The sequence below is a fragment of the Pseudomonas sp. JL27(2026) genome (assembly GCF_056933555.1).
Map to the genome: position 1 here is coordinate 726,906 of NZ_CM167794.1, position 16,713 is coordinate 743,618.

The 16,713-nt window shown below is 62.7% G+C and carries 17 protein-coding genes; 4 read left to right on the forward strand and 13 right to left on the reverse strand.

The features are described from left to right. Nucleotides 1-147 precede the first annotated feature (147 nt). From AC1Z1G_RS03255 to cbiE, 13 genes are all read right to left on the reverse strand, one after another. Complete coding sequence (locus tag AC1Z1G_RS03255; protein ID WP_483624828.1) at nt 148-1,158, reverse strand: FecCD family ABC transporter permease; 1,011 nt, start codon at nt 1,156-1,158, stop codon at nt 148-150. Then, complete coding sequence (locus AC1Z1G_RS03260; RefSeq protein ID WP_483624830.1) at nt 1,155-2,114, reverse strand: ABC transporter substrate-binding protein; 960 nt, start codon at nt 2,112-2,114, stop codon at nt 1,155-1,157. Before AC1Z1G_RS03260 ends, AC1Z1G_RS03255 begins: the two co-directional genes overlap by 4 nt. Further along, on the reverse strand, nt 2,111-2,899 hold the full coding sequence (locus AC1Z1G_RS03265; RefSeq protein WP_483624831.1) for an ABC transporter ATP-binding protein: 789 nt from the start codon (nt 2,897-2,899) through the stop codon (nt 2,111-2,113). The genes AC1Z1G_RS03260 and AC1Z1G_RS03265 overlap by 4 nt, the downstream gene beginning before the upstream one ends. 244 nt (nt 2,900-3,143) lie before the next feature. Beyond that, the gene (locus AC1Z1G_RS03270) at nt 3,144-4,526 is read right to left on the reverse strand and encodes a PepSY-associated TM helix domain-containing protein (RefSeq protein ID WP_483624832.1); all 1,383 of its coding nucleotides are present in this window, start codon (nt 4,524-4,526) and stop codon (nt 3,144-3,146) included. 116 nt (nt 4,527-4,642) lie between these two features. Then, the gene (locus AC1Z1G_RS03275; RefSeq protein ID WP_483624834.1) at nt 4,643-6,772 is read right to left on the reverse strand and encodes a TonB-dependent copper receptor; all 2,130 of its coding nucleotides are present in this window, start codon (nt 6,770-6,772) and stop codon (nt 4,643-4,645) included. A gap of 90 nt (nt 6,773-6,862) precedes the next feature. Further along, entirely contained in the window at nt 6,863-7,273 is a 411-nt protein-coding gene (locus AC1Z1G_RS03280) for a DUF2946 domain-containing protein (protein ID WP_483624836.1), read from the reverse strand. Between the two features lie 54 nt (nt 7,274-7,327). Beyond that, nucleotides 7,328-7,807 (reverse strand): copper chaperone PCu(A)C, encoded by a 480-nt coding sequence (locus AC1Z1G_RS03285; RefSeq protein ID WP_483624838.1) that lies wholly within the window; start codon nt 7,805-7,807, stop codon nt 7,328-7,330. Nucleotides 7,808-7,854: 47 nt separating this feature from the next. Then, nucleotides 7,855-8,256, reverse strand: coding sequence for a DUF2946 domain-containing protein (locus tag AC1Z1G_RS03290; RefSeq protein WP_483624840.1), 402 nt, complete (start codon nt 8,254-8,256; stop codon nt 7,855-7,857). A gap of 95 nt (nt 8,257-8,351) precedes the next feature. Then, nucleotides 8,352-8,642 (reverse strand): addiction module antidote protein, encoded by a 291-nt coding sequence (locus AC1Z1G_RS03295; RefSeq protein ID WP_483624842.1) that lies wholly within the window; start codon nt 8,640-8,642, stop codon nt 8,352-8,354. Between the two features lie 3 nt (nt 8,643-8,645). Continuing rightward, nucleotides 8,646-8,948, reverse strand: a complete 303-nt coding sequence (locus AC1Z1G_RS03300) for a type II toxin-antitoxin system RelE/ParE family toxin (protein WP_483624844.1) — start codon at nt 8,946-8,948, stop codon at nt 8,646-8,648. 201 nt (nt 8,949-9,149) lie between these two features. After that, nucleotides 9,150-9,878 (reverse strand): cobalt-precorrin-6A reductase, encoded by a 729-nt coding sequence (locus tag AC1Z1G_RS03305; protein ID WP_483624846.1) that lies wholly within the window; start codon nt 9,876-9,878, stop codon nt 9,150-9,152. After that, nucleotides 9,875-10,972, reverse strand: a complete 1,098-nt coding sequence (locus tag AC1Z1G_RS03310; RefSeq protein WP_483624848.1) for a cobalt-precorrin-5B (C(1))-methyltransferase — start codon at nt 10,970-10,972, stop codon at nt 9,875-9,877. The genes AC1Z1G_RS03305 and AC1Z1G_RS03310 overlap by 4 nt, the downstream gene beginning before the upstream one ends. Further along, nucleotides 10,965-12,176, reverse strand: coding sequence for a precorrin-6y C5,15-methyltransferase (decarboxylating) subunit CbiE (gene cbiE / locus AC1Z1G_RS03315; protein WP_483624850.1), 1,212 nt, complete (start codon nt 12,174-12,176; stop codon nt 10,965-10,967). The genes AC1Z1G_RS03310 and cbiE overlap by 8 nt, the downstream gene beginning before the upstream one ends. 132 nt (nt 12,177-12,308) lie before the next feature. On the opposite strand from cbiE, the gene cobG reads away from it, so the two are divergent. Genes cobG through cobJ form a run of 4 tightly spaced genes read left to right on the forward strand, consistent with a single transcriptional unit; the run spans nt 12,309 to nt 16,663 of the window. Continuing rightward, a complete protein-coding gene (gene cobG / locus AC1Z1G_RS03320; protein WP_483624852.1) occupies nt 12,309-13,613 on the forward strand; it encodes a precorrin-3B synthase in 1,305 nt (434 codons plus the stop codon). Further along, entirely contained in the window at nt 13,606-14,232 is a 627-nt protein-coding gene (locus AC1Z1G_RS03325) for a precorrin-8X methylmutase (RefSeq protein WP_483624854.1), read from the forward strand. The genes cobG and AC1Z1G_RS03325 overlap by 8 nt, the downstream gene beginning before the upstream one ends. Then, entirely contained in the window at nt 14,232-14,963 is a 732-nt protein-coding gene (locus AC1Z1G_RS03330) for a precorrin-2 C(20)-methyltransferase (protein ID WP_483627741.1), read from the forward strand. The genes AC1Z1G_RS03325 and AC1Z1G_RS03330 overlap by 1 nt, the downstream gene beginning before the upstream one ends. Then, the gene (gene cobJ / locus AC1Z1G_RS03335) at nt 14,963-16,663 is read left to right on the forward strand and encodes a precorrin-3B C(17)-methyltransferase (RefSeq protein ID WP_483624856.1); all 1,701 of its coding nucleotides are present in this window, start codon (nt 14,963-14,965) and stop codon (nt 16,661-16,663) included. The genes AC1Z1G_RS03330 and cobJ overlap by 1 nt, the downstream gene beginning before the upstream one ends. Nucleotides 16,664-16,713: the final 50 nt, after the last annotated feature.

Consider the following 16,713-nt stretch of genomic DNA (forward strand, 5'->3'; position numbering starts at 1 on the left):
GCGAGGGAGCTTGCTCCCGCCGGGCTGCGAAGCGGCCCCAATACCTGCGATCGCGCATTCCATCAGATACAACGCATGCGCTGGATCTGCGACTGCTTCGCACTCGAACGGGAGCAAGCTCTCTCGTCACAATTGATCGCGCCGATCTTAGCGGCGGCGCATCAGACCGATGAAGAACAGGCCACCGATGGCTGCGGTGGCGACTCCGATTGGTAAATCTTCCGGAGCGATCAATGTTCGCGCCGCGACATCCACCCACACCAGAAACACACTGCCGAGCAACACGCACACTGGCAGCAGTCTTCGGTGTTCAGCGCCCACCAGGCGCCGGGCAATGTGCGGCACCATCAGCCCGACAAAACCGATCGAACCGCTGATGGACACCAGCACGCCGGTCATCAACGAGGCAATCACGAACACCCGCAAGCGCACGTTGCGGGCGTTCAGGCCGAGGGTCACGGCGGTTTGCTCGCCGGCCATCAGGGCATTCAACGGGCGTGCCATGCCCACCAGTAGCACCAGCCCGAGCAGCACGCTGGCGGCCGGCACGGCCAACAGTTCCCAGCGTGCCAGACCGAGGCCGCCGAGCATCCAGAACATCACGGCGGAGCTGGCGCGGTGATCACCGAGAAACAACAACAGGTTGGCGATGGCCATCATCACAAAGGACACGGCGACCCCGCACAGCAGCAGTCGGTCACTCTCCAGTCGGCCATGGCGGCTGGCAATGGCGAGCACGATCAGCATGCTCAGCAACGCACCGATAAACGCGGCAATCGGCAGGGTCAGCAGGCCGATGATTTCCCCCACATGCAGCACGACAATCACCGCGCCGAGGGTGGCGCCGGAGGTCACGCCCAGCAAGTGTGGGTCGGCCAGCGGGTTGCGCGTGACCGCTTGCAACACCGCGCCGATCAGTGCCAGCCCGGCGCCCACCATGGCGCCCAACAGCATGCGCGGCACCCGGATCAGCCAGACGATATGTTCCTGCCCGGCGCTCCAGTTCACCTCGCCGATGCCCAGGGCTTTATGCAGCAGAATCCGCCAGACCACGTCCACCGGCACCCTGGCTGCGCCGAAGCCCAGCGACACCACGCACGACCCCAGCAGCAGGGCGCCGAGGGCGGTGAGCAACCAGGCGTAACGACGATTGATCATTCGCCGTGGAAACCCTTGGCCAGCACTTCTACCGCCAGCGCGTTGTCGATCCCCGGCGTGGCCTGCACGTAGGGGATGACGATGAAGCGCTGGTTCTTGATCGCGTCCACCGATTGCAGCGCCTTGTTGTTCAGCAAAAACTGCTCCTTCTGCCCGGCGGTGACTTCGCCGTAGTCGACGATCACGATCACCTGCGGATTGCGCTCGACCACGTTCTCCCAGTTCACCCGCGTCCAACTGGCCTCAACGTCATCGAGAATGTTGCGCCCGCCGGCGGCATCGATCAGCGCTTGCGGCATGCCCAGGCGGCCCGAGGTCATGGCGCGGTCTTCACCGCTGTCGTAGAGGAACACGCGGGGCTTTTCGGTGGGCAGGTCTTTGCGAGCGTCGGCCACGCGTGCCTGCATTTCGCTAACCAACTGGTTGGCGCGGTCCTGCACGTCGAAGATTTTGCCGAGGTTGCGCAGGTCGTTGTAAGTGTCGTCGAGGGTGGCCGCCGGGCGCTTCATCACGAAGGCGCAAGACTCGGTCAGTTCATAGACATTGATCCCCAGCGGCCCGAGGGTTTGTGGGGTCAGGTCGCCGCCCACACGCATGCCGTAATCCCAGCCCGCGTAGAAGAAGTCGACGTTGGCGTTGAGCAGGGTTTCCACCGACGGGTACTTGGCCGCGAGTTCCGGCAGGCCGTCGAGGATCACCCGCAGTTCCGGTGTCACGGCTTTCCAGCCACTGATGCCGCTGTAGCCGACCATTCGTGGCTTGAGGCCCAGGGAGATCAGCATCTGGGTCATGTTGATGTCGTGACTCAGCGCGTGTTTCGGCGCCTCCTTGAAGGTCACCTCACGGTTGCAGCTCTGGATCGTCAACGGGTAGTGAGTCGCTTCGGCGAAGGCTTGGGCCGTGCCCAGCAGCAGGGCGATGGCGAGGCTGGAGCGGAGCAGGGTGCGCAAGGTCATGGGTGGGTAATCCAGGTGATTCGTGGGTAGCCGGACAAGGGGTGTTCATCGATCAGTGCCTGGACGCCGAACACCTCGCGCAACAGGCTGGCGGTCAGTACTTCCTTTGGCGTGCCGCTGGCGACGATGCGACCGTGGTTGATTACGTACAGTCGATCGCAGAACGCGGCGGCCAGGTTCAGGTCGTGGATGCTCGCCAGGGTGCCGATCTGCAGGCGTTTGACCAATTGCAGCAACTCAAGCTGATAGCGTGGGTCGAGGTGATTGGTCGGCTCGTCGAGGATCAGCAGTTGCGGTTGTTGCGCCAAGGCGCGGGCGAGGATCACCCGCTGTTTTTCGCCCCCGGACAGGGTCGCGAAAGCGTGGTCCTCGAAACCTCTGAGGCCCACCGACTCCAGCGCCTGTTGCGCAATGCGCCGGTCGTGCAACGTATCGCCATCGAACAGGCCCTTGTGTGGCGTGCGGCCCATGGCGACCACCTCAACGACGGTCAGGCCGAAGGCGTCGGGGAATTCCTGCAACACCACCGCGATGCGTTGAGCGCACCAGCGCGAGGACTGTTTCCAGACGTTCTGGTGATCGAGCGCGACCTCACCGCTTTCCGGCTTGCTGAAGCGATAGGCGCACCGCAACAGGCTGGTCTTGCCGCTGCCGTTGGGCCCGATCAACCCGACGAACTCACCGGTGGCCACATGCAGGCTGGCGTCACGCAGTTGGAACTGGTGATGACAGTGGCCGTGCCCCAGGGGTGTCCAGGCGAGGTGAGTGAGGTTCAGCGAGGTCATGCATTTCCTTTCGATGGTTCCCTGTGGCGAGGGCGCTTGTCGCAACGCCGCACCGTCCTGCTCGGCTGCGAAGCAGGCGCAATGGCCTGCTTCACAATCAAATGGAGGGTGCCCAATTTGATGTCAGGGCCGCTACGCGACCCAGCGGGAGCAAGCTCCCTCGCCACTACAGCCCTGGAGCCGCCACTGCGCGTTGGCCGGGCATTCTACAGCGCCAGCTGCAGCATCATGCATCTCGCTGTATTCAGGATGAAGATGAGGCCGATTCAGGCTGGCGGTTCAAGCGCGACAGCAGCACTCGGTCCAGCAGCCACACCACGATCAGCGAGGCAGCCACCAACGGGAATATCACCGCCAGCGCGAGCATGATGACGACCCCGGTTTTCCAGGTCGGCAAGTCATGACGCAGCGGCGGTACACCCATCCGGCCCTGAGGACGGCGTTTCCACCAGATCACCACGCCGCTGACGGCGCTGAGCAGAATCATCAGGCAGATCAACAACACGACAATCTGATTGAACGCGCCAAACATCTTGCCCTCATGCAACATCACGCCGACTTCCGTGGCGCGGGCAACGGTGCTGTAGTGCTGCCAGCGCACATCGGCCAGGACCTTTGCGGTGTATTGGTCAACGTGCAGGGTGGCGTCGTTGCGTGGGTCGTCGGCGAACACCGCAATCGTGAACACGCCGCTGGCGGTGGTCGGGAACGTGATGCTGTAACCGGGCTCGACCTTGCGCTGGGTGGCGATGTCCTGCACGTCCTGCAGGCTGATGGTCGGTGCGGCCGGGCCGGTCGATGGTGCGCTGTGGGCCATGTGTTCGGCGTGATCGCCGGACATCGGCATCGGCGTGTTTTCCATCGCCCACGGCACGGTCTGGCGCGTTGCGCTGTTGAGGCTGCGGGCTTCTTCGTCAGACTTGGGCACATCGTTCCACATGGCCACCGGAAAACGGTTCCAGAGGTCAGCGTATTGCTTGCCCCAGAACCCGGTCCAGGTCATACCGCTGAGCAGCATCACCAGTAGCAGCGCCGCGCCCCAGAACCCGGTCACTGCGTGCAAGTCACGCCATAGCAACCGCCCGCGAGCGTTCAGCCGTGGCCAAAGAATACCGGCGCCGGTTCTGCCGCGTGGCCACCAGAGAAATACCCCGGACACCACCAGCACCACGCCCCAACTGGCGGCCAACTCCACGAGGCGATCACCGACGGTGCCGATCATCAGTTCGCCATGAATGGCCCGGGCGATGGCTTGCAGATTGCTCTTCGCATCCTGCTCGCCAAGGATGTCGCCATGGTAGGGATCGACGAATACGTTCAGTTCGCTGCCGGCGTTTTTCACGACGAATTGCGCACTGCGTTCGGCATTGACCGGCGGCAGGTACTGGCTGATGTGACCTTGTGGGTAAGCCGCTTGCACGCGCTTCAATTGCTCGTCGGCACTAAGGCGGTGATGCCCGGCCGGGACGTTCAGCAGCTCGCCGTACATCAGCGGATCGAGTTGCGGTTTGAACAGGTAAATGATGCCGGTCAGTGCCAGCATCACCATGAAAGGAGCGACGAACAGCCCGGCATAAAAATGCCAGCGCCACGCCAGGTTGTAGAAGCTTGGTTTCGGTTGGCTCATCAAAAAGCACTCCGCTAGGCGATTGTGTCGTTATTTTTTTGCGGTTGCTGTGCAACCGATCGTCGGGACGCCGCCCGGAGCTGGCTCGCTTCGGGCGGTGTTCCGACGATGCTTTTTTAGAAGCTCATGTCCACCTTGGTCCAGAGCGTGCGCCCTGGTTCGTTGATGGCTTGCGGGTCATTGGCCGGGTAGCCGAACCCGGCGTTGCCGGCCAGGTTCAAGTGCTCGGCGTAGGCCTTGCCAAAGAGGTTGTCGACGCCGCTGCTGACCTTCCAGTTCTTGTTGATCCGGTAGGCACCGTTGAGCGAGAACACGCCGAAGCCCGAACTCTTCTCATAGTCCTTGCCGACCACGTTGCCCTTGTTCTGGTCGATACGGTTCTGCGCCGCGACCACTCGCCACAAGGCGCCCGCGCTCCAGTTGTCTTCGCTGTAGGTCAGGCCGAATCGCGCATCCAGCGGCGGCATTTGCGGCAACGCCTTGCCATCACTGCTGTTCTTGCCCCAGGCGTAGGCCAGGGTCGCGTCGGCTTTCCAGTTGGGGGTCAGCTTGTAGGCCGCACCGAGTTCGCCACCCATGATCCGGGCGTCGATGTTCTGAGCCTGAGAGGTCATGCCCATCTTCCCTGGCGTGTAATTGAACAGGATGTAGTCGCGTACCTGGCCGACGTATCCCGAGGCCCAGGCTTCCAGATCCTGGGTTTTGTATTGCAGGCCGAAGTCTAGCTGAGTGGTTTTTTCAGGCTTGATCGAATCGAAGGCATTGACCGAACCGGCCGGGCCGGACTTGGGCGAGAACAGCTCCCAGTAATCCGGGAAGCGTTGCGCATGGCCCAGGCCTGCGTAGAGGGTGGTCGGGCTGTCCGCCAGGTCGTGCTCATACCGCACAAAACCACTGGGCAGGGTGTCGGCACGGGTTTCGTCGGCTGTCGGGTTGGCGCGGGCCATCATCCCGGAGCCGATGGTCTGACGAAAGTCCTTGGCCGAAGCCCGGTCCAGACGGGCGCCGGTGATCAGTCGGTCGCGGTCGGCGGCATACCAGGTCAGTTCGCCGAAGACGCCGTAGTTGTGGAAGTCGGCGTCCTTCTCGCGTGGCACTTCCTTGTAGGCATCGATACCCATGGCTGCGCGCTTTCGATGTTCGTTGGTCTGGGCGTCGAGACCGCTGATCAGTTGCACATCGGCCCAATGCCAGGTGGCCTTGATCCGTGCGCCGAGGGTTCGACGGTCGACGTTGGAGGCCATTGGCCCGGCCATCATCCCGGTGCCGGACGGTTTGCGCAGGGTGTAGTTATCCATCACATGGTCGGCGTAGTTGTAGTAGACCTGCGCTTCGACCTTGTCCAGGACATCGCCGATGTTCGAGCGCTCGAACCGCAGCCCCAGGCTTTCACGCTTGAACTGCGAACCGTCCATGCCGCGCCCGGCAGAGCGGGCTTCGCCGTCGCCCTTGCCGGCGGTGAGTTCCAGCAGGGTGTCGGCGTCCGGGGTCCAGCCGACGGCCACATCGCCGTTCCACTTGTCGTAGCGTGACGGCACGGTGTCGTTGTTGCCGTCGCGGTAATCGTCGGAATGGGCGGTGTTGCCGATCACCCGCACGTAGCCCAACGGGCCGCCGGCAGCGGCGTCGACGAGTTTGTCGAAACGCCCGTTGGAGCCCGCCAGCATGCTGGCGTTGACCCGTGTCCCCAGCTCGCCGAAGCTTTCCGGTTCTCGGTCAAACAGGATGGTGCCGGCCGAGGCACCGGGGCCCCAGAGTACGGTTTGCGGACCTTTGATCACCGTCAGCTTGTCGTAGGTTTCCGGTGATATGTACGAGGTCGGGGCGTCCATCCGGCCAGGGCAGGCGCCGAGCACCATGCCGCCATTGGTGAGGATGTTCAGGCGTGAACCGAACATGCCGCGCAGCACCGGGTCACCGTTGGTGCCGCCGTTGCGCACGAGGGCGAAGCCGGGAATGGTCTTGAGGTAGTCACCACCGTCGCTGGCCGGCACTGGTTGGCGCGGGTCCTTGGGGTTGGTGACGATGGTCAGTGGCGAGCTGGGCGCGATGGCGGTGATCACCGTCGGGCTCAGTTCTTCGGTGTGCTGGCTGTGGTCAACCGGTTGCTCGGCCGCCAAGGCGAATGGCGTCAGCAGGGCGCCGCACAAAACCGCAGTGGCGTGTTTGAAGCGGGCACGAGGTGCGTTCAGGGCAAAGGGTGCAGGTGTCGCGTTGAAACGGGTGTCAGCAGAAAACCTGGACATAAAACTTCCATCAATCAGTCGTAAACAACACAGCCGGTAGCCTACGGCTGTTTTTTCAACAGTCGGCTGTGTGAGGTGGTGTGCGGGGTGTTACGCGACGATGGGAGGGGCGCGGCTGCGAGCACCGGGAAAGACCGTTTGCCGGGCGTGGCCTAGGCGGGGAGAAGGGCTGATGAAAGGGCTGGCGGGTGGGGTGTCGAACGTTGCAAACGACAGGCTGCCAGGCAGCGCCGGGCAGTTGAAGAGCAGGCTGCAATAGCCGCACTTCTCCCAGAGCACATGCCGTTCGCTCTGGACCTTGGTGTGTTGGGCGGTTGGCTGTGAAGTGGCGTGGCAGCCGGGCTCGTCCGTGCGCATGTCCATCGAATGGCTCATGGACATCGGCATGCGCTGATCCATCGGCATCGACTGAGAAATCAGTGGACCGATAAAGATCATCAGCATGGCGAACAGGCTGATCCAGCTGCCGCGTTTGACTCTCAGGGAGTGTCGGGGCGGCACGGATCGCCTGACGCCGGGCGAGCGCCCTGCGTTCACGGGGAGTTCAGGCTGTGATTACTGGGCGTGGGCGTGCTCTGGCATTCCGTCCGGGGCTTTTTTCTGCACGGTGACGTCAACCGTCACGTCCCCGGATTTTTCGAAATGCAGGGTCAGCGGGAAACGCTTGCCGTCGCTCAGCAGGCTGCGGTCCTTGAGCTCCAGCAACATCACGTGATAGGCCATCGGGGCAAAGGTCAGGTCGCCGCCCGCGGGGATCTCGACGCTCGGCACTTGCTGCATTTTCATCAGGTCGCCCTGTTTCACATGCTCGTGCAGTTCGGCTTTGCCCGAGATCGGCGAGGCCACACTGAGCAGGCGGTCGGCAGTTTTGCCATTGTTGTGGATCACAAAATAGGCCGCCACGGTGGGGGCATTGGGCGGCAGTTCTTGCGACCACGGGTGAGCGATGTGGATCTCGCCAGCGGCGTAGTCGTGGGCATTGGCAAAGCAGGCAGGCACCAGCAAGGCGGCCAGAACGATAAGTTTCTTCAACATGGCAGTTCTCCAGAACGATTAAACACGCAGATCAATTGCGACGCTAATCAGACTAGAGGAGAAGCACGGGGATTGAGACTCGGCCATTGCTGGCGCGGGGTGGGGCTGTCGAGGGTTGGTGGAGGCAGGCTGCGATTGGCCTCCAAACGCGTGAAATACAGCTGCGGGACATGGCCCGGCAACGCAACCAGCGGCGCTGAGCCCGAACAGCACCAGCAATGCTGCATGTTCGAATGGTCGTCATTCTGTGGGGCATTTTGCTCAAGCTTGCCCAGGGATATCGCCACCAGCTTCGTGCCGCCGGAAGAACAGAAACTGCCCCACAGCAACTGCTCGGCGGGCGACTGACCGGTTCCTTGAGCCATCGCACCGGACATCGGCATGGCAAGCATATTGAACAGCACTGCAAAGCAGGCGATCCAGGCAAATGCTAGCCGTTGTCGGGACATGAGGCAGATCCGGTGGGGTGGGCGATCAGGGGGGTATTTAGCCTGATCGGTGGCCATAAGTAAAAAGCCGCTGTGCGGTGTGGTGTCGCAGCACATCAGGCTGCGGTGGCATGCAGCTTGAGACCCAAGGCCTTCATCACCTTCATGATAGTCGCGAATTCCGGGTTGCCAGAGCTGCCCAAGGCTTTGTACAGGCTCTCACGACCCAGGCCAGCCTCTCGGGCAACCTGCGTCATGCCTTTTGCCCGGGCAATGTCATTGAGTGCCGCGCGAACCAACACGCCGTCACCGGCATCTTCTTCAAAGCAGGCATCCAGGTACGCCGCCATTTCCTCTGGTGTTTTGAGAAAATCGGCTGCGTCAAAACGGGTGAATTGTTCGGCCATGATTTACTCCTCACCACCGATGTTTTGCGCTATCTGTTGAGCGCGTTTGATGTCGCGTTGTTGCGTCGACTTGTCACCACCTGCCAACAGCAGATAGAACCTTTCACCTTTACGAGTGAAGTACATCCTGTAACCGGGTCCGTAATGAACGCGCATTTCATAGACCGTTTCACCTACGGCTGCGCAATCACCGAAATTCCCATGTTCGGCAGCTCGAAGTCTGGCGATCAGGCGAGCTTTTCCGATGGTGTCCTTGAGTGAGTGAAGCCAATCGGCAAACGGTCGTGACTGCACGAAGTCGATCATGTTGGATCGTATTTCTTGGGATACAAGTTGGCAAGGACGCACTTTTCTCAAGGCGACCGCAGTCTGCCAGTCGGGGCTGATTCTCATTTTTTGGGGTGAGCGGTTCAGGAACGCTCAGGGGATGTTGAGGCGAACCGTTGAGTCTGGCCAGACGGCTCTTTCGGGGAATGTTGTCTGTCGATTCGCTCTGAGAGTCAGGGATCAGGAATAGTCTGACGCTGACAGTGCCTCTAAAACTGCAGACACGCTTCCAAACTCCCGCTCAACCCCCGGCAACTCCGGCCGCTTGAGAATCAACACCGGCACCCCGCGTTCGCGTGCCACCTCAAGCTTGGGCTCGGTGGCGGTGCTGCCACTGTTTTTGCTGATCAGCACATCGATGTGCCGACGTTCGAATAGCGCGCGTTCATCCTCGATGAAAAACGGCCCGCGCGCGCCGATCACTTCACAGCGTTCGTTACCGGGGTAAACCTCCAGCGCACGCAAGGTCCAGAACTGCTCCGACGGAATTTCATGCAGGTGCTGCAACGGTTCGCGGCCCAGGGTGAACAGCGGCCGCGTGAACGGTTTCAGCGTTTCGATCAGCGCGCTCCAGTCGCTGACTTCCCGCCAGTCATCCCCGGCCTGAGCTTGCCACGCCGGGCGGCGCAGGGCCCAGCACGGGATGTGGATCAACTGCGCGGCGGTGGCGGCGTTCTGGCTGATTTGCGCGGCGTAAGGGTGAGTGGCGTCGAGCAGCAGGTCGATGCCTTCCTCCTGAATGAACTGTGCCAGGCCTTGAGCGCCGCCATAGCCACCGACCCGCACCCGGCACGCCAGATCAGTTGGCACGCGACCCACGCCCGCGAGGCTGTAAATATGTTGCGGGCCCAGGGTGCGGGCAATCGCCAGGGCTTCGGTGACGCCGCCCAGCAGCAACAGACGTTTCATTGAAAGGCTCCCGCATGGCCAACGATGCCGCCCTGACGGTCGATGGCAAATACCTCGACCTGAACTTGCCTGGGTACCACGCTGCGAGCGAAGTCCAGGGCGTGCTGGCACACCGCATCACCCAGGGCGATGCCGGCAGCGCTGGCCATGGCTAACGCTTGTTGGCTGGTATTGGCTTCGCGAATGTGTTGTTGCAAGGCGTCATCGGCGCCCACGGCAGCGGCCCATTCGGCCAGTTGCGGCAGGTCGATGCTCGAATGGCGGCTGTGCAAGTCCATGTGTCCGGCCGCCAGTTTGCTGATCTTGCCGAAGCCACCACACAGGCTGAGTTTATCCACAGGGACTTTGCGCAGGTGCTTGAGCACCGCTCCGACAAAGTCGCCCATTTCGATCAGGGCGATTTCCGGCAGGTCGTAGACCCGGCGCATGGTGTCTTCGCTGGCGTTGCCGGTGCAGGCCGCGATGTGCAGGTAGCCATTGGTTTTGGCGACATCGATGCCCTGATGAATCGACGCGATGTAGGCCGCGCAGGAAAACGGCCGGACGATGCCGCTGGTGCCCAGGATCGACAAGCCGCCCAGAATGCCCAGGCGCGGGTTCATGGTTTTCAGCGCCAGGGCTTCGCCGTCCTCGACGTTCACAGTCACCTCAAAACCACCGCCGTAACTGAACTCTTTGGCCAGTAACTGCAAGTGCTCGGTGATCATTTTGCGCGGCACCGGATTGATCGCCGGTTCCCCGACACCCAGTACCAGCCCTGGACGGGTGACGGTGCCGACACCTTTGCCGGCGTTGAAACGAATTCCGGGTTCGCTGACCAACCGCACCTGGCTGTAGAGCAACGCGCCGTGGGTTACGTCCGGGTCGTCCCCGGCGTCCTTGATTGTTCCGGCTTCAGCACCTTCGACGGTGGAGCGGCAGAACTCCAGGCGCATTTGCACCTGTTTGCCTTTGGGCAGCACGATCTCCACCGCGTCGGCGCTTGCCCCACTGAGCAGTAAACGCGCGGCCGCGAGGCTGGTGGCCGTGGCGCAACTGCCGGTGGTCAGGCCGCTGCGCAGGGGCGCGGGTTGTTCGGCGGTTTCGTCACGCATCGAAGGGCTTCATCACGTCGAGCAAGGTGATCGGCAACGCCTGGCGCCAGGTGTCGAATTCGCCCAGTGGCTGGGCCTGAGCGATATGGATGCGTGTCAGTTCACCGCCATGTTGTTCGCGCCAGGCCATCAAGGTCATTTCGCTTTGCAGCGTGACCGCATTGGCGACCAACCGACCGCCGGGTTTGAGCTGGGCCCAACAGGTGTCGAGCACACCGTCACGGGTCACGCCGCCTCCGATGAAGATCGCATCGGGCCGCTCAAGGCCCGACAGCGCTTGCGGTGCGCTGCCGCGAATCAGTTGCAGGCCGGGCACGCCGAGGGCGTCGCGGTTGTGCTCGATCAACTGCTGACGCCCTTCATCGGCTTCAATAGCCAGCACGCGGCAGCTCGGGTGGGCCCGCATCCATTCGATGCCGATCGAACCGCTGCCGGCGCCAACGTCCCAAAGCAGTTCGCCGGGCACCGGGGCCAGGCGGGCAAGGGTGATGGCCCGTACATCGCGCTTGGTCAGTTGGCCGTCATGCTTGAACGCTGAATCCGGCAGCCCGGCCAGGAGTGACAGGCGCGGGGTGTTCGGTTCGGCGATGCATTCGATCGCGACCACGTTCAGGTCCGCGGTTGCTGGGTCGCTCCAGTCACTGGCACTGCCGTCGACACGCCGTTCGGCCTCACCCCCCAGATGCTCCAGCACAGTGAGTCGGCTAGGCCCGAAACCGCGTTCACGCAACAGCGCCGCTATCGCCGCCGGGCTTTGGCCGTCGTTGCTCAGCACCAACAGCCGAACGCCGCTGAACAGCTGCGCACTGAGCGCCGCAAGCGGACGCGCGACCACTGACAGGGTGACGACTTCTTGCAACGGCCAGCCCATTCGGGCGGCGGCCAGGGAGCAGGAAGAGGGGGCGGGGATGATCAGCATCTGATCGTGCGGCACCTGCCGCGCCAGGCTGGCGCCGACTCCAAAGAACATCGGGTCGCCGCTGGCCAGCACGCAGACCGGCTCGTCGCGTCGGGCCAATACCGGTTCCAGGGAAAACGGACTGGGCCACAACTGGCGCTCGCCACGGATGCATGCGGGCAACAGGTCCAGTTGCCGTTGGCCCCCGACAATCCGCGAGGCACCCAACAAGGCACGCCGGGCATTCTTGCCCAAGCCCTTGAAGCCGTCTTCACCAATGCCTACGACTGTCAGCCAGGGCGCCATCAATATTCCTCAAACGTGTGCGTTCCGACGGGCAGGCTTTTCATGCCTTCGGACAAAGCAGGCATAATACCGCGCCTTCGCCCGCGAAGCGCTTCTACCTCTTAGCCGGTCACTCCTTTGAACGAACGCCAGATGTCCACAGCCTTACGCCCCTCGGCCTGCCCGGGGTTGCTGCGCATTGTCCCGGCGCTGGACGGCGGCATTTGCCGGATCAAGTTGGCGGGCGGATCGATCAGCGTTGCCCAGGCCAATGCGGTGGCGGATGCCGCCGAGCGTTACGCCGGGGGCGTGATCGAGGCGACGAACCGCGCCAACCTGCAGATTCGCGGCATTGGCAGCGAGCAGTCCGCGTTGATCGACAGCCTGCTGGCTGCAGGTCTTGGGCCGACCACGGCCGCCGGGGACGATGTGCGCAACCTGATGCTTAGCCCGAGCGCCGGCATTGACCCACACATGCTGATCGATACCCGACCGCTCGCCGAGCAGATACTGGCGACGCTGCAAACCAATACCCGCTTCCATGACCTGTCAGCCAAATTCGCCGTGCAACTCGATGGCGGGGAAGCGCTGACGATGCTCGAACATGGCCATGACCTGTGGTTATCGGCGTTGGTGCGCGGCGATGAACCGTTGCTGGCCTTCGGATTGGCAGGCTCGCCGCTGGACAAGCCTTTGGGCGCGGTTACGCTTTCTCGTGGGCATGAGTTGGTAGTTGCGGTGCTGGAGTTGTTCCTCGACCTGGCCAGCCCCGAGCAAACACGCATGCGCCATCTGCTGGCAGAGTGGCCGGTGGCTGAAGTTGTGCAGCGTCTGGCAGCGCGCGTGCCCTTGATCTCAATCGACTGGCAGCGTCCGCAGGCCGGGCCGTTGCTGCACATCGGTACTTATCCACAGCGTGAAACCGGCCTTGTCTACGTCGGTGCGGCGACGCCGTTGGGGCGGCTTGACTCATCGATGCTCAGGGGCGCGGCGCGGCTGGCCAATGAGTGTGGCGATGGCAGCCTGCGTTTTACCCCATGGCAGAGCCTGCTGCTGCCCTCGATTCGCCGCGAGGATGCCGCCGTTGTCACGCAGCGTTTGCTGCAATTGGGGTTTCTCTGTTCACCTGACCAGGCCCTGGCGCACTTGATCGCCTGCACCGGTTCAACCGGTTGCGGCAAAGGCCTGGCCGACACCAAGGGCGACGCCTTGCAACTGGCCGCGCTGCTGCAACGCCAGGGCGGCACCGTGAATGTGCACCTGAGCGGTTGCCCGCGTTCATGCGCCGCTGCGCATACTGCACCGGTCACGTTGCTGGCGGTCAGCCCCGGTCATTACGACCTCTATTTTCGCGATGCAGGGCAGCCGGGTTTCGGCGCCCTGCAAGCACGCAACCTTACTATTGAAACGGCGGGCGCATTGATTGACGCCTGCCCACGGAGCCCCCTTGATGCTTGATTACATCCGCGACGGTCAGGAGATCTATCGCAACTCCTTCGCGATCATTCGCGCCGAGGCGAACCTGGAGCGAATTCCGGCCGATCTGGAAAAACTCGCGGTGCGGGTGATCCACGCCTGCGGCATGGTCGAGGCCATCGACGGTCTGCAATTTTCCGAGGGTGCGGGCAAGGCCGGGCGCGATGCGCTGGCGGCTGGTGCGCCGATTCTGTGTGATGCCCGAATGGTCTCCGAAGGCGTGACCCGTACGCGCTTGCCGGCCAATAACGAAGTCATTTGCACCCTGCGCGACGACAGCGTTCCAGAGCTGGCGCGTGAGCTGGGCAATACCCGCTCGGCTGCGGCGCTGGAGCTTTGGCGCCCGCACCTGGAAGGCAGCGTGGTGGTGATCGGCAATGCGCCGACCGCACTGTTTTATCTGCTGGAAATGCTCGATGCCGGCGCCCCGAAACCGGCGCTGATTCTGGGCTTCCCGGTGGGCTTCGTGGGGGCCGCCGAATCCAAGGCCATGCTCGCGGCGGACAGCCGTGGCGTGCCGTTTGTGATCATGCAAGGGCGGCTGGGCGGCAGCGCCATGGCGGCCGCGGCGGTCAATGCGCTCGCGACGGAGATCGAATGATGCAGCAACCTGGACGTTTGATCGGCCTGGGCGTGGGCCCCGGTGATCCGGAACTGATTACCGTCAAAGCCCTGCGCCTGCTGCGCGAGTCCCCGGTGGTGGCGTACTTCGTCGCCAAGGGCAAAAAGGGCAATGCCTTCGGCATCATCGAAGCGCACTTGCAGGACGCGCAAACCTTGTTGCCGCTGGTCTACCCGGTGACCACCGAAACGCTGGCGCCGCCGCTTTCCTATGAGCAAGTGATCAGCGATTTCTACGATGCGGCCGGCGAAGAGCTCGCCGCGCACCTGGATGCCGGGCGTGATGTAGCGGTGATCTGCGAAGGTGATCCGTTCTTCTACGGCTCCTACATGTACCTGCACGATCGCCTGGCCGAGCGCTACGAAGCCGAAGTGGTGCCGGGCGTCTGCTCGATGCTCGGCGGTGCTTCGGTGCTGGGTGCGCCGTTGGTGTATCGCAATCAGAGCTTGTCGGTGCTGTCCGGCGTGCTGCCTCACGACGAACTCAAGCGTCGTTTGGCCGATGCCGACGCGGCAGTCGTCATGAAGCTGGGGCGTAACTTTACGAAAGTCCGTCAGGTGCTGGAAGAACTCGGTCTGGCAGAGCGTGCGTTGTATGTCGAACGCGCCACCATGGCCAATCAGAAGATCGTGCCGCTGGATCAGGTCGAGCCGATGTCCTCGCCGTACTTCTCGCTGATCATTGTTCCTGGCGAAAGGTGGCAAGGCTGATGACCCGTCCAGTTCCGGCGATTGTCATTCTTGGCAATGGCAGCCTCGCCACCGCGCGCAAGATCCAACAGCTGTACCCGGGCGCCTTGATCCATGGCCTGGCCGAGCGGGTCGACGGCGCGGATCACGTTTATCACGAGTTCGGCGCGACCCTGCGCCAGCTCTATCAACACGACACGCCGATTATCGCCTTGTGCGCCGCTGGCATCGTCATTCGTACCCTGGCGCCATTGCTGTTGGAAAAAGGCGCTGAGCCGCCGGTGCTGGCCGTTGCTGAAGATGGCAGTGCGGTCGTGCCGCTGCTCGGGGGGCTGGGCGGGGTGAATGTGCTGGCCCGCGAGATTGCGGATGGTCTGGGTGTGGCGGCGGCTATCACCACCAGCGGTGAGTTGCGCTTCGGCACATGCTTGCTCAACCCGCCGAGTGGCTATGCGTTGGGTGATCTGGAACTGGGCAAGCGCTTCGTTTCGGACTTGCTGGCCGGTGAGAGCGTGCGCATCGAAGGTGCCGCCCCGTGGTTGGCGCAGGCGCAGTTACCGCAGGATCCGCAGGCGCATTTAGCCATTCATATTGGCAGCGCCGAACGCGCGCCTGCGGCCAATGAGTTGCTGATCTATCCGAAAAGCGTTCTGGTGGCGGCGAGTGCCGACGTTGCAGAATTGCCGAACGCCATACGCAATGCCTTGCGCCAAGCGAAAATTGCTGTGCAATCGGTGGTGTGTCTGTTGGCCAGCGATCAGCAAATGGCCAGCCCGGCACTGCGCGAAGCGGCGCTGGAATTGGGGGTGCCGCTGCGTTTTGCGGCGGCTGGCTCTGTGGCTGAACTGGCGGAAAACGCGGCCGGGAAATCCGTGTCTGTCCATGCAAACAACGGGATTGCCATCGTGGTTGCCGACCGGCCGCTGGACCCACTACTGATCGGTCGTCCACGCGGTCGTTTGGCCGTGATCGGCCTGGGCCCTGGTGCTGCCGACCTGATGGTGCCGGCGGTCAAGGCAGAGCTGGCGCGCGCCAACGATGTGCTTGGCTACGAAACCTATGTGCGCATGGCCGGTCCATTCCGCGCTGATCAGGTGCTGCACTGCACCGATAACCGTGAAGAAATGCAGCGTGCCCGTCACGCTTTCGAACTGGCTGCCCAAGGGCGTTCGGTGGTGGTGGTGTCGTCCGGCGATCCGGGTGTGTTCGCCATGGCCGCTGCGGTGCTGGAGGCCTTGCACGAGTCGAACGATGCGAATTGGCACAACGTCGATCTGGAAATCCTTCCCGGCGTTTCCGCATCCCTGGCCACTGCTGCTCAGGCTGGTGCACCGCTGGGGCATGACTTCTGCGTGATGTCTTTATCGGACAACCTGAAACCCTGGACGATCATCGAGAAGCGCCTGGACCTGGCAGCAGAGGCTGACCTGGCTCTGGCCTTTTACAACCCCATCTCGCGCTCGCGTCCATGGCAGTTGGGCCGTGCACTGGAAATCGTTGCGCAACATCGCACACCGCAAACGCCCGTGGTGCTGGGGCGCGACATCGGCCGTCCGGGCCAAACATTGCGCGTCACCACACTGGGGCAACTGGCCCCGGACCAAGTGGATATGCGCACCATGGTGCTGATTGGTTCGTCCACCACCTGCATGTTTCCGCGTGCCGAGGGTGGCGAGTGGGTCTATACGCCGCGTTGGTATGGCGACAAACCCGTTACTTGAGTAATAACGCCCCTTCGGGGGGCGTTTTTACTTCAACTCGCTCGAATGCA

Excerpts from the sequence above, each read along its gene's own strand:
- AC1Z1G_RS03255 (WP_483624828.1), bottom strand. The coding sequence starts at position 1,158 with ATGATCAATCGTCGTTACGCCTGGTTGCTCACCGCCCTCGGCGCCCTG.
- AC1Z1G_RS03260 (WP_483624830.1), bottom strand. The coding sequence starts at position 2,114 with ATGACCTTGCGCACCCTGCTCCGCTCCAGCCTCGCCATCGCCCTGCTG.
- AC1Z1G_RS03265 (WP_483624831.1), bottom strand. The coding sequence starts at position 2,899 with ATGACCTCGCTGAACCTCACTCACCTCGCCTGGACACCCCTGGGGCAC.
- AC1Z1G_RS03270 (WP_483624832.1), bottom strand. The coding sequence starts at position 4,526 with ATGAGCCAACCGAAACCAAGCTTCTACAACCTGGCGTGGCGCTGGCAT.
- AC1Z1G_RS03275 (WP_483624834.1), bottom strand. The coding sequence starts at position 6,772 with ATGTCCAGGTTTTCTGCTGACACCCGTTTCAACGCGACACCTGCACCC.
- AC1Z1G_RS03285 (WP_483624838.1), bottom strand. The coding sequence starts at position 7,807 with ATGTTGAAGAAACTTATCGTTCTGGCCGCCTTGCTGGTGCCTGCCTGC.
- AC1Z1G_RS03290 (WP_483624840.1), bottom strand. The coding sequence starts at position 8,256 with ATGTCCCGACAACGGCTAGCATTTGCCTGGATCGCCTGCTTTGCAGTG.
- AC1Z1G_RS03295 (WP_483624842.1), bottom strand. The coding sequence starts at position 8,642 with ATGGCCGAACAATTCACCCGTTTTGACGCAGCCGATTTTCTCAAAACA.
- AC1Z1G_RS03300 (WP_483624844.1), bottom strand. The coding sequence starts at position 8,948 with ATGATCGACTTCGTGCAGTCACGACCGTTTGCCGATTGGCTTCACTCA.
- AC1Z1G_RS03305 (WP_483624846.1), bottom strand. The coding sequence starts at position 9,878 with ATGAAACGTCTGTTGCTGCTGGGCGGCGTCACCGAAGCCCTGGCGATT.
- AC1Z1G_RS03310 (WP_483624848.1), bottom strand. The coding sequence starts at position 10,972 with ATGCGTGACGAAACCGCCGAACAACCCGCGCCCCTGCGCAGCGGCCTG.
- cbiE (WP_483624850.1), bottom strand. The coding sequence starts at position 12,176 with ATGGCGCCCTGGCTGACAGTCGTAGGCATTGGTGAAGACGGCTTCAAG.
- cobG (WP_483624852.1), top strand. The coding sequence starts at position 12,309 with ATGTCCACAGCCTTACGCCCCTCGGCCTGCCCGGGGTTGCTGCGCATT.
- AC1Z1G_RS03325 (WP_483624854.1), top strand. The coding sequence starts at position 13,606 with ATGCTTGATTACATCCGCGACGGTCAGGAGATCTATCGCAACTCCTTC.
- AC1Z1G_RS03330 (WP_483627741.1), top strand. The coding sequence starts at position 14,232 with ATGCAGCAACCTGGACGTTTGATCGGCCTGGGCGTGGGCCCCGGTGAT.
- cobJ (WP_483624856.1), top strand. The coding sequence starts at position 14,963 with ATGACCCGTCCAGTTCCGGCGATTGTCATTCTTGGCAATGGCAGCCTC.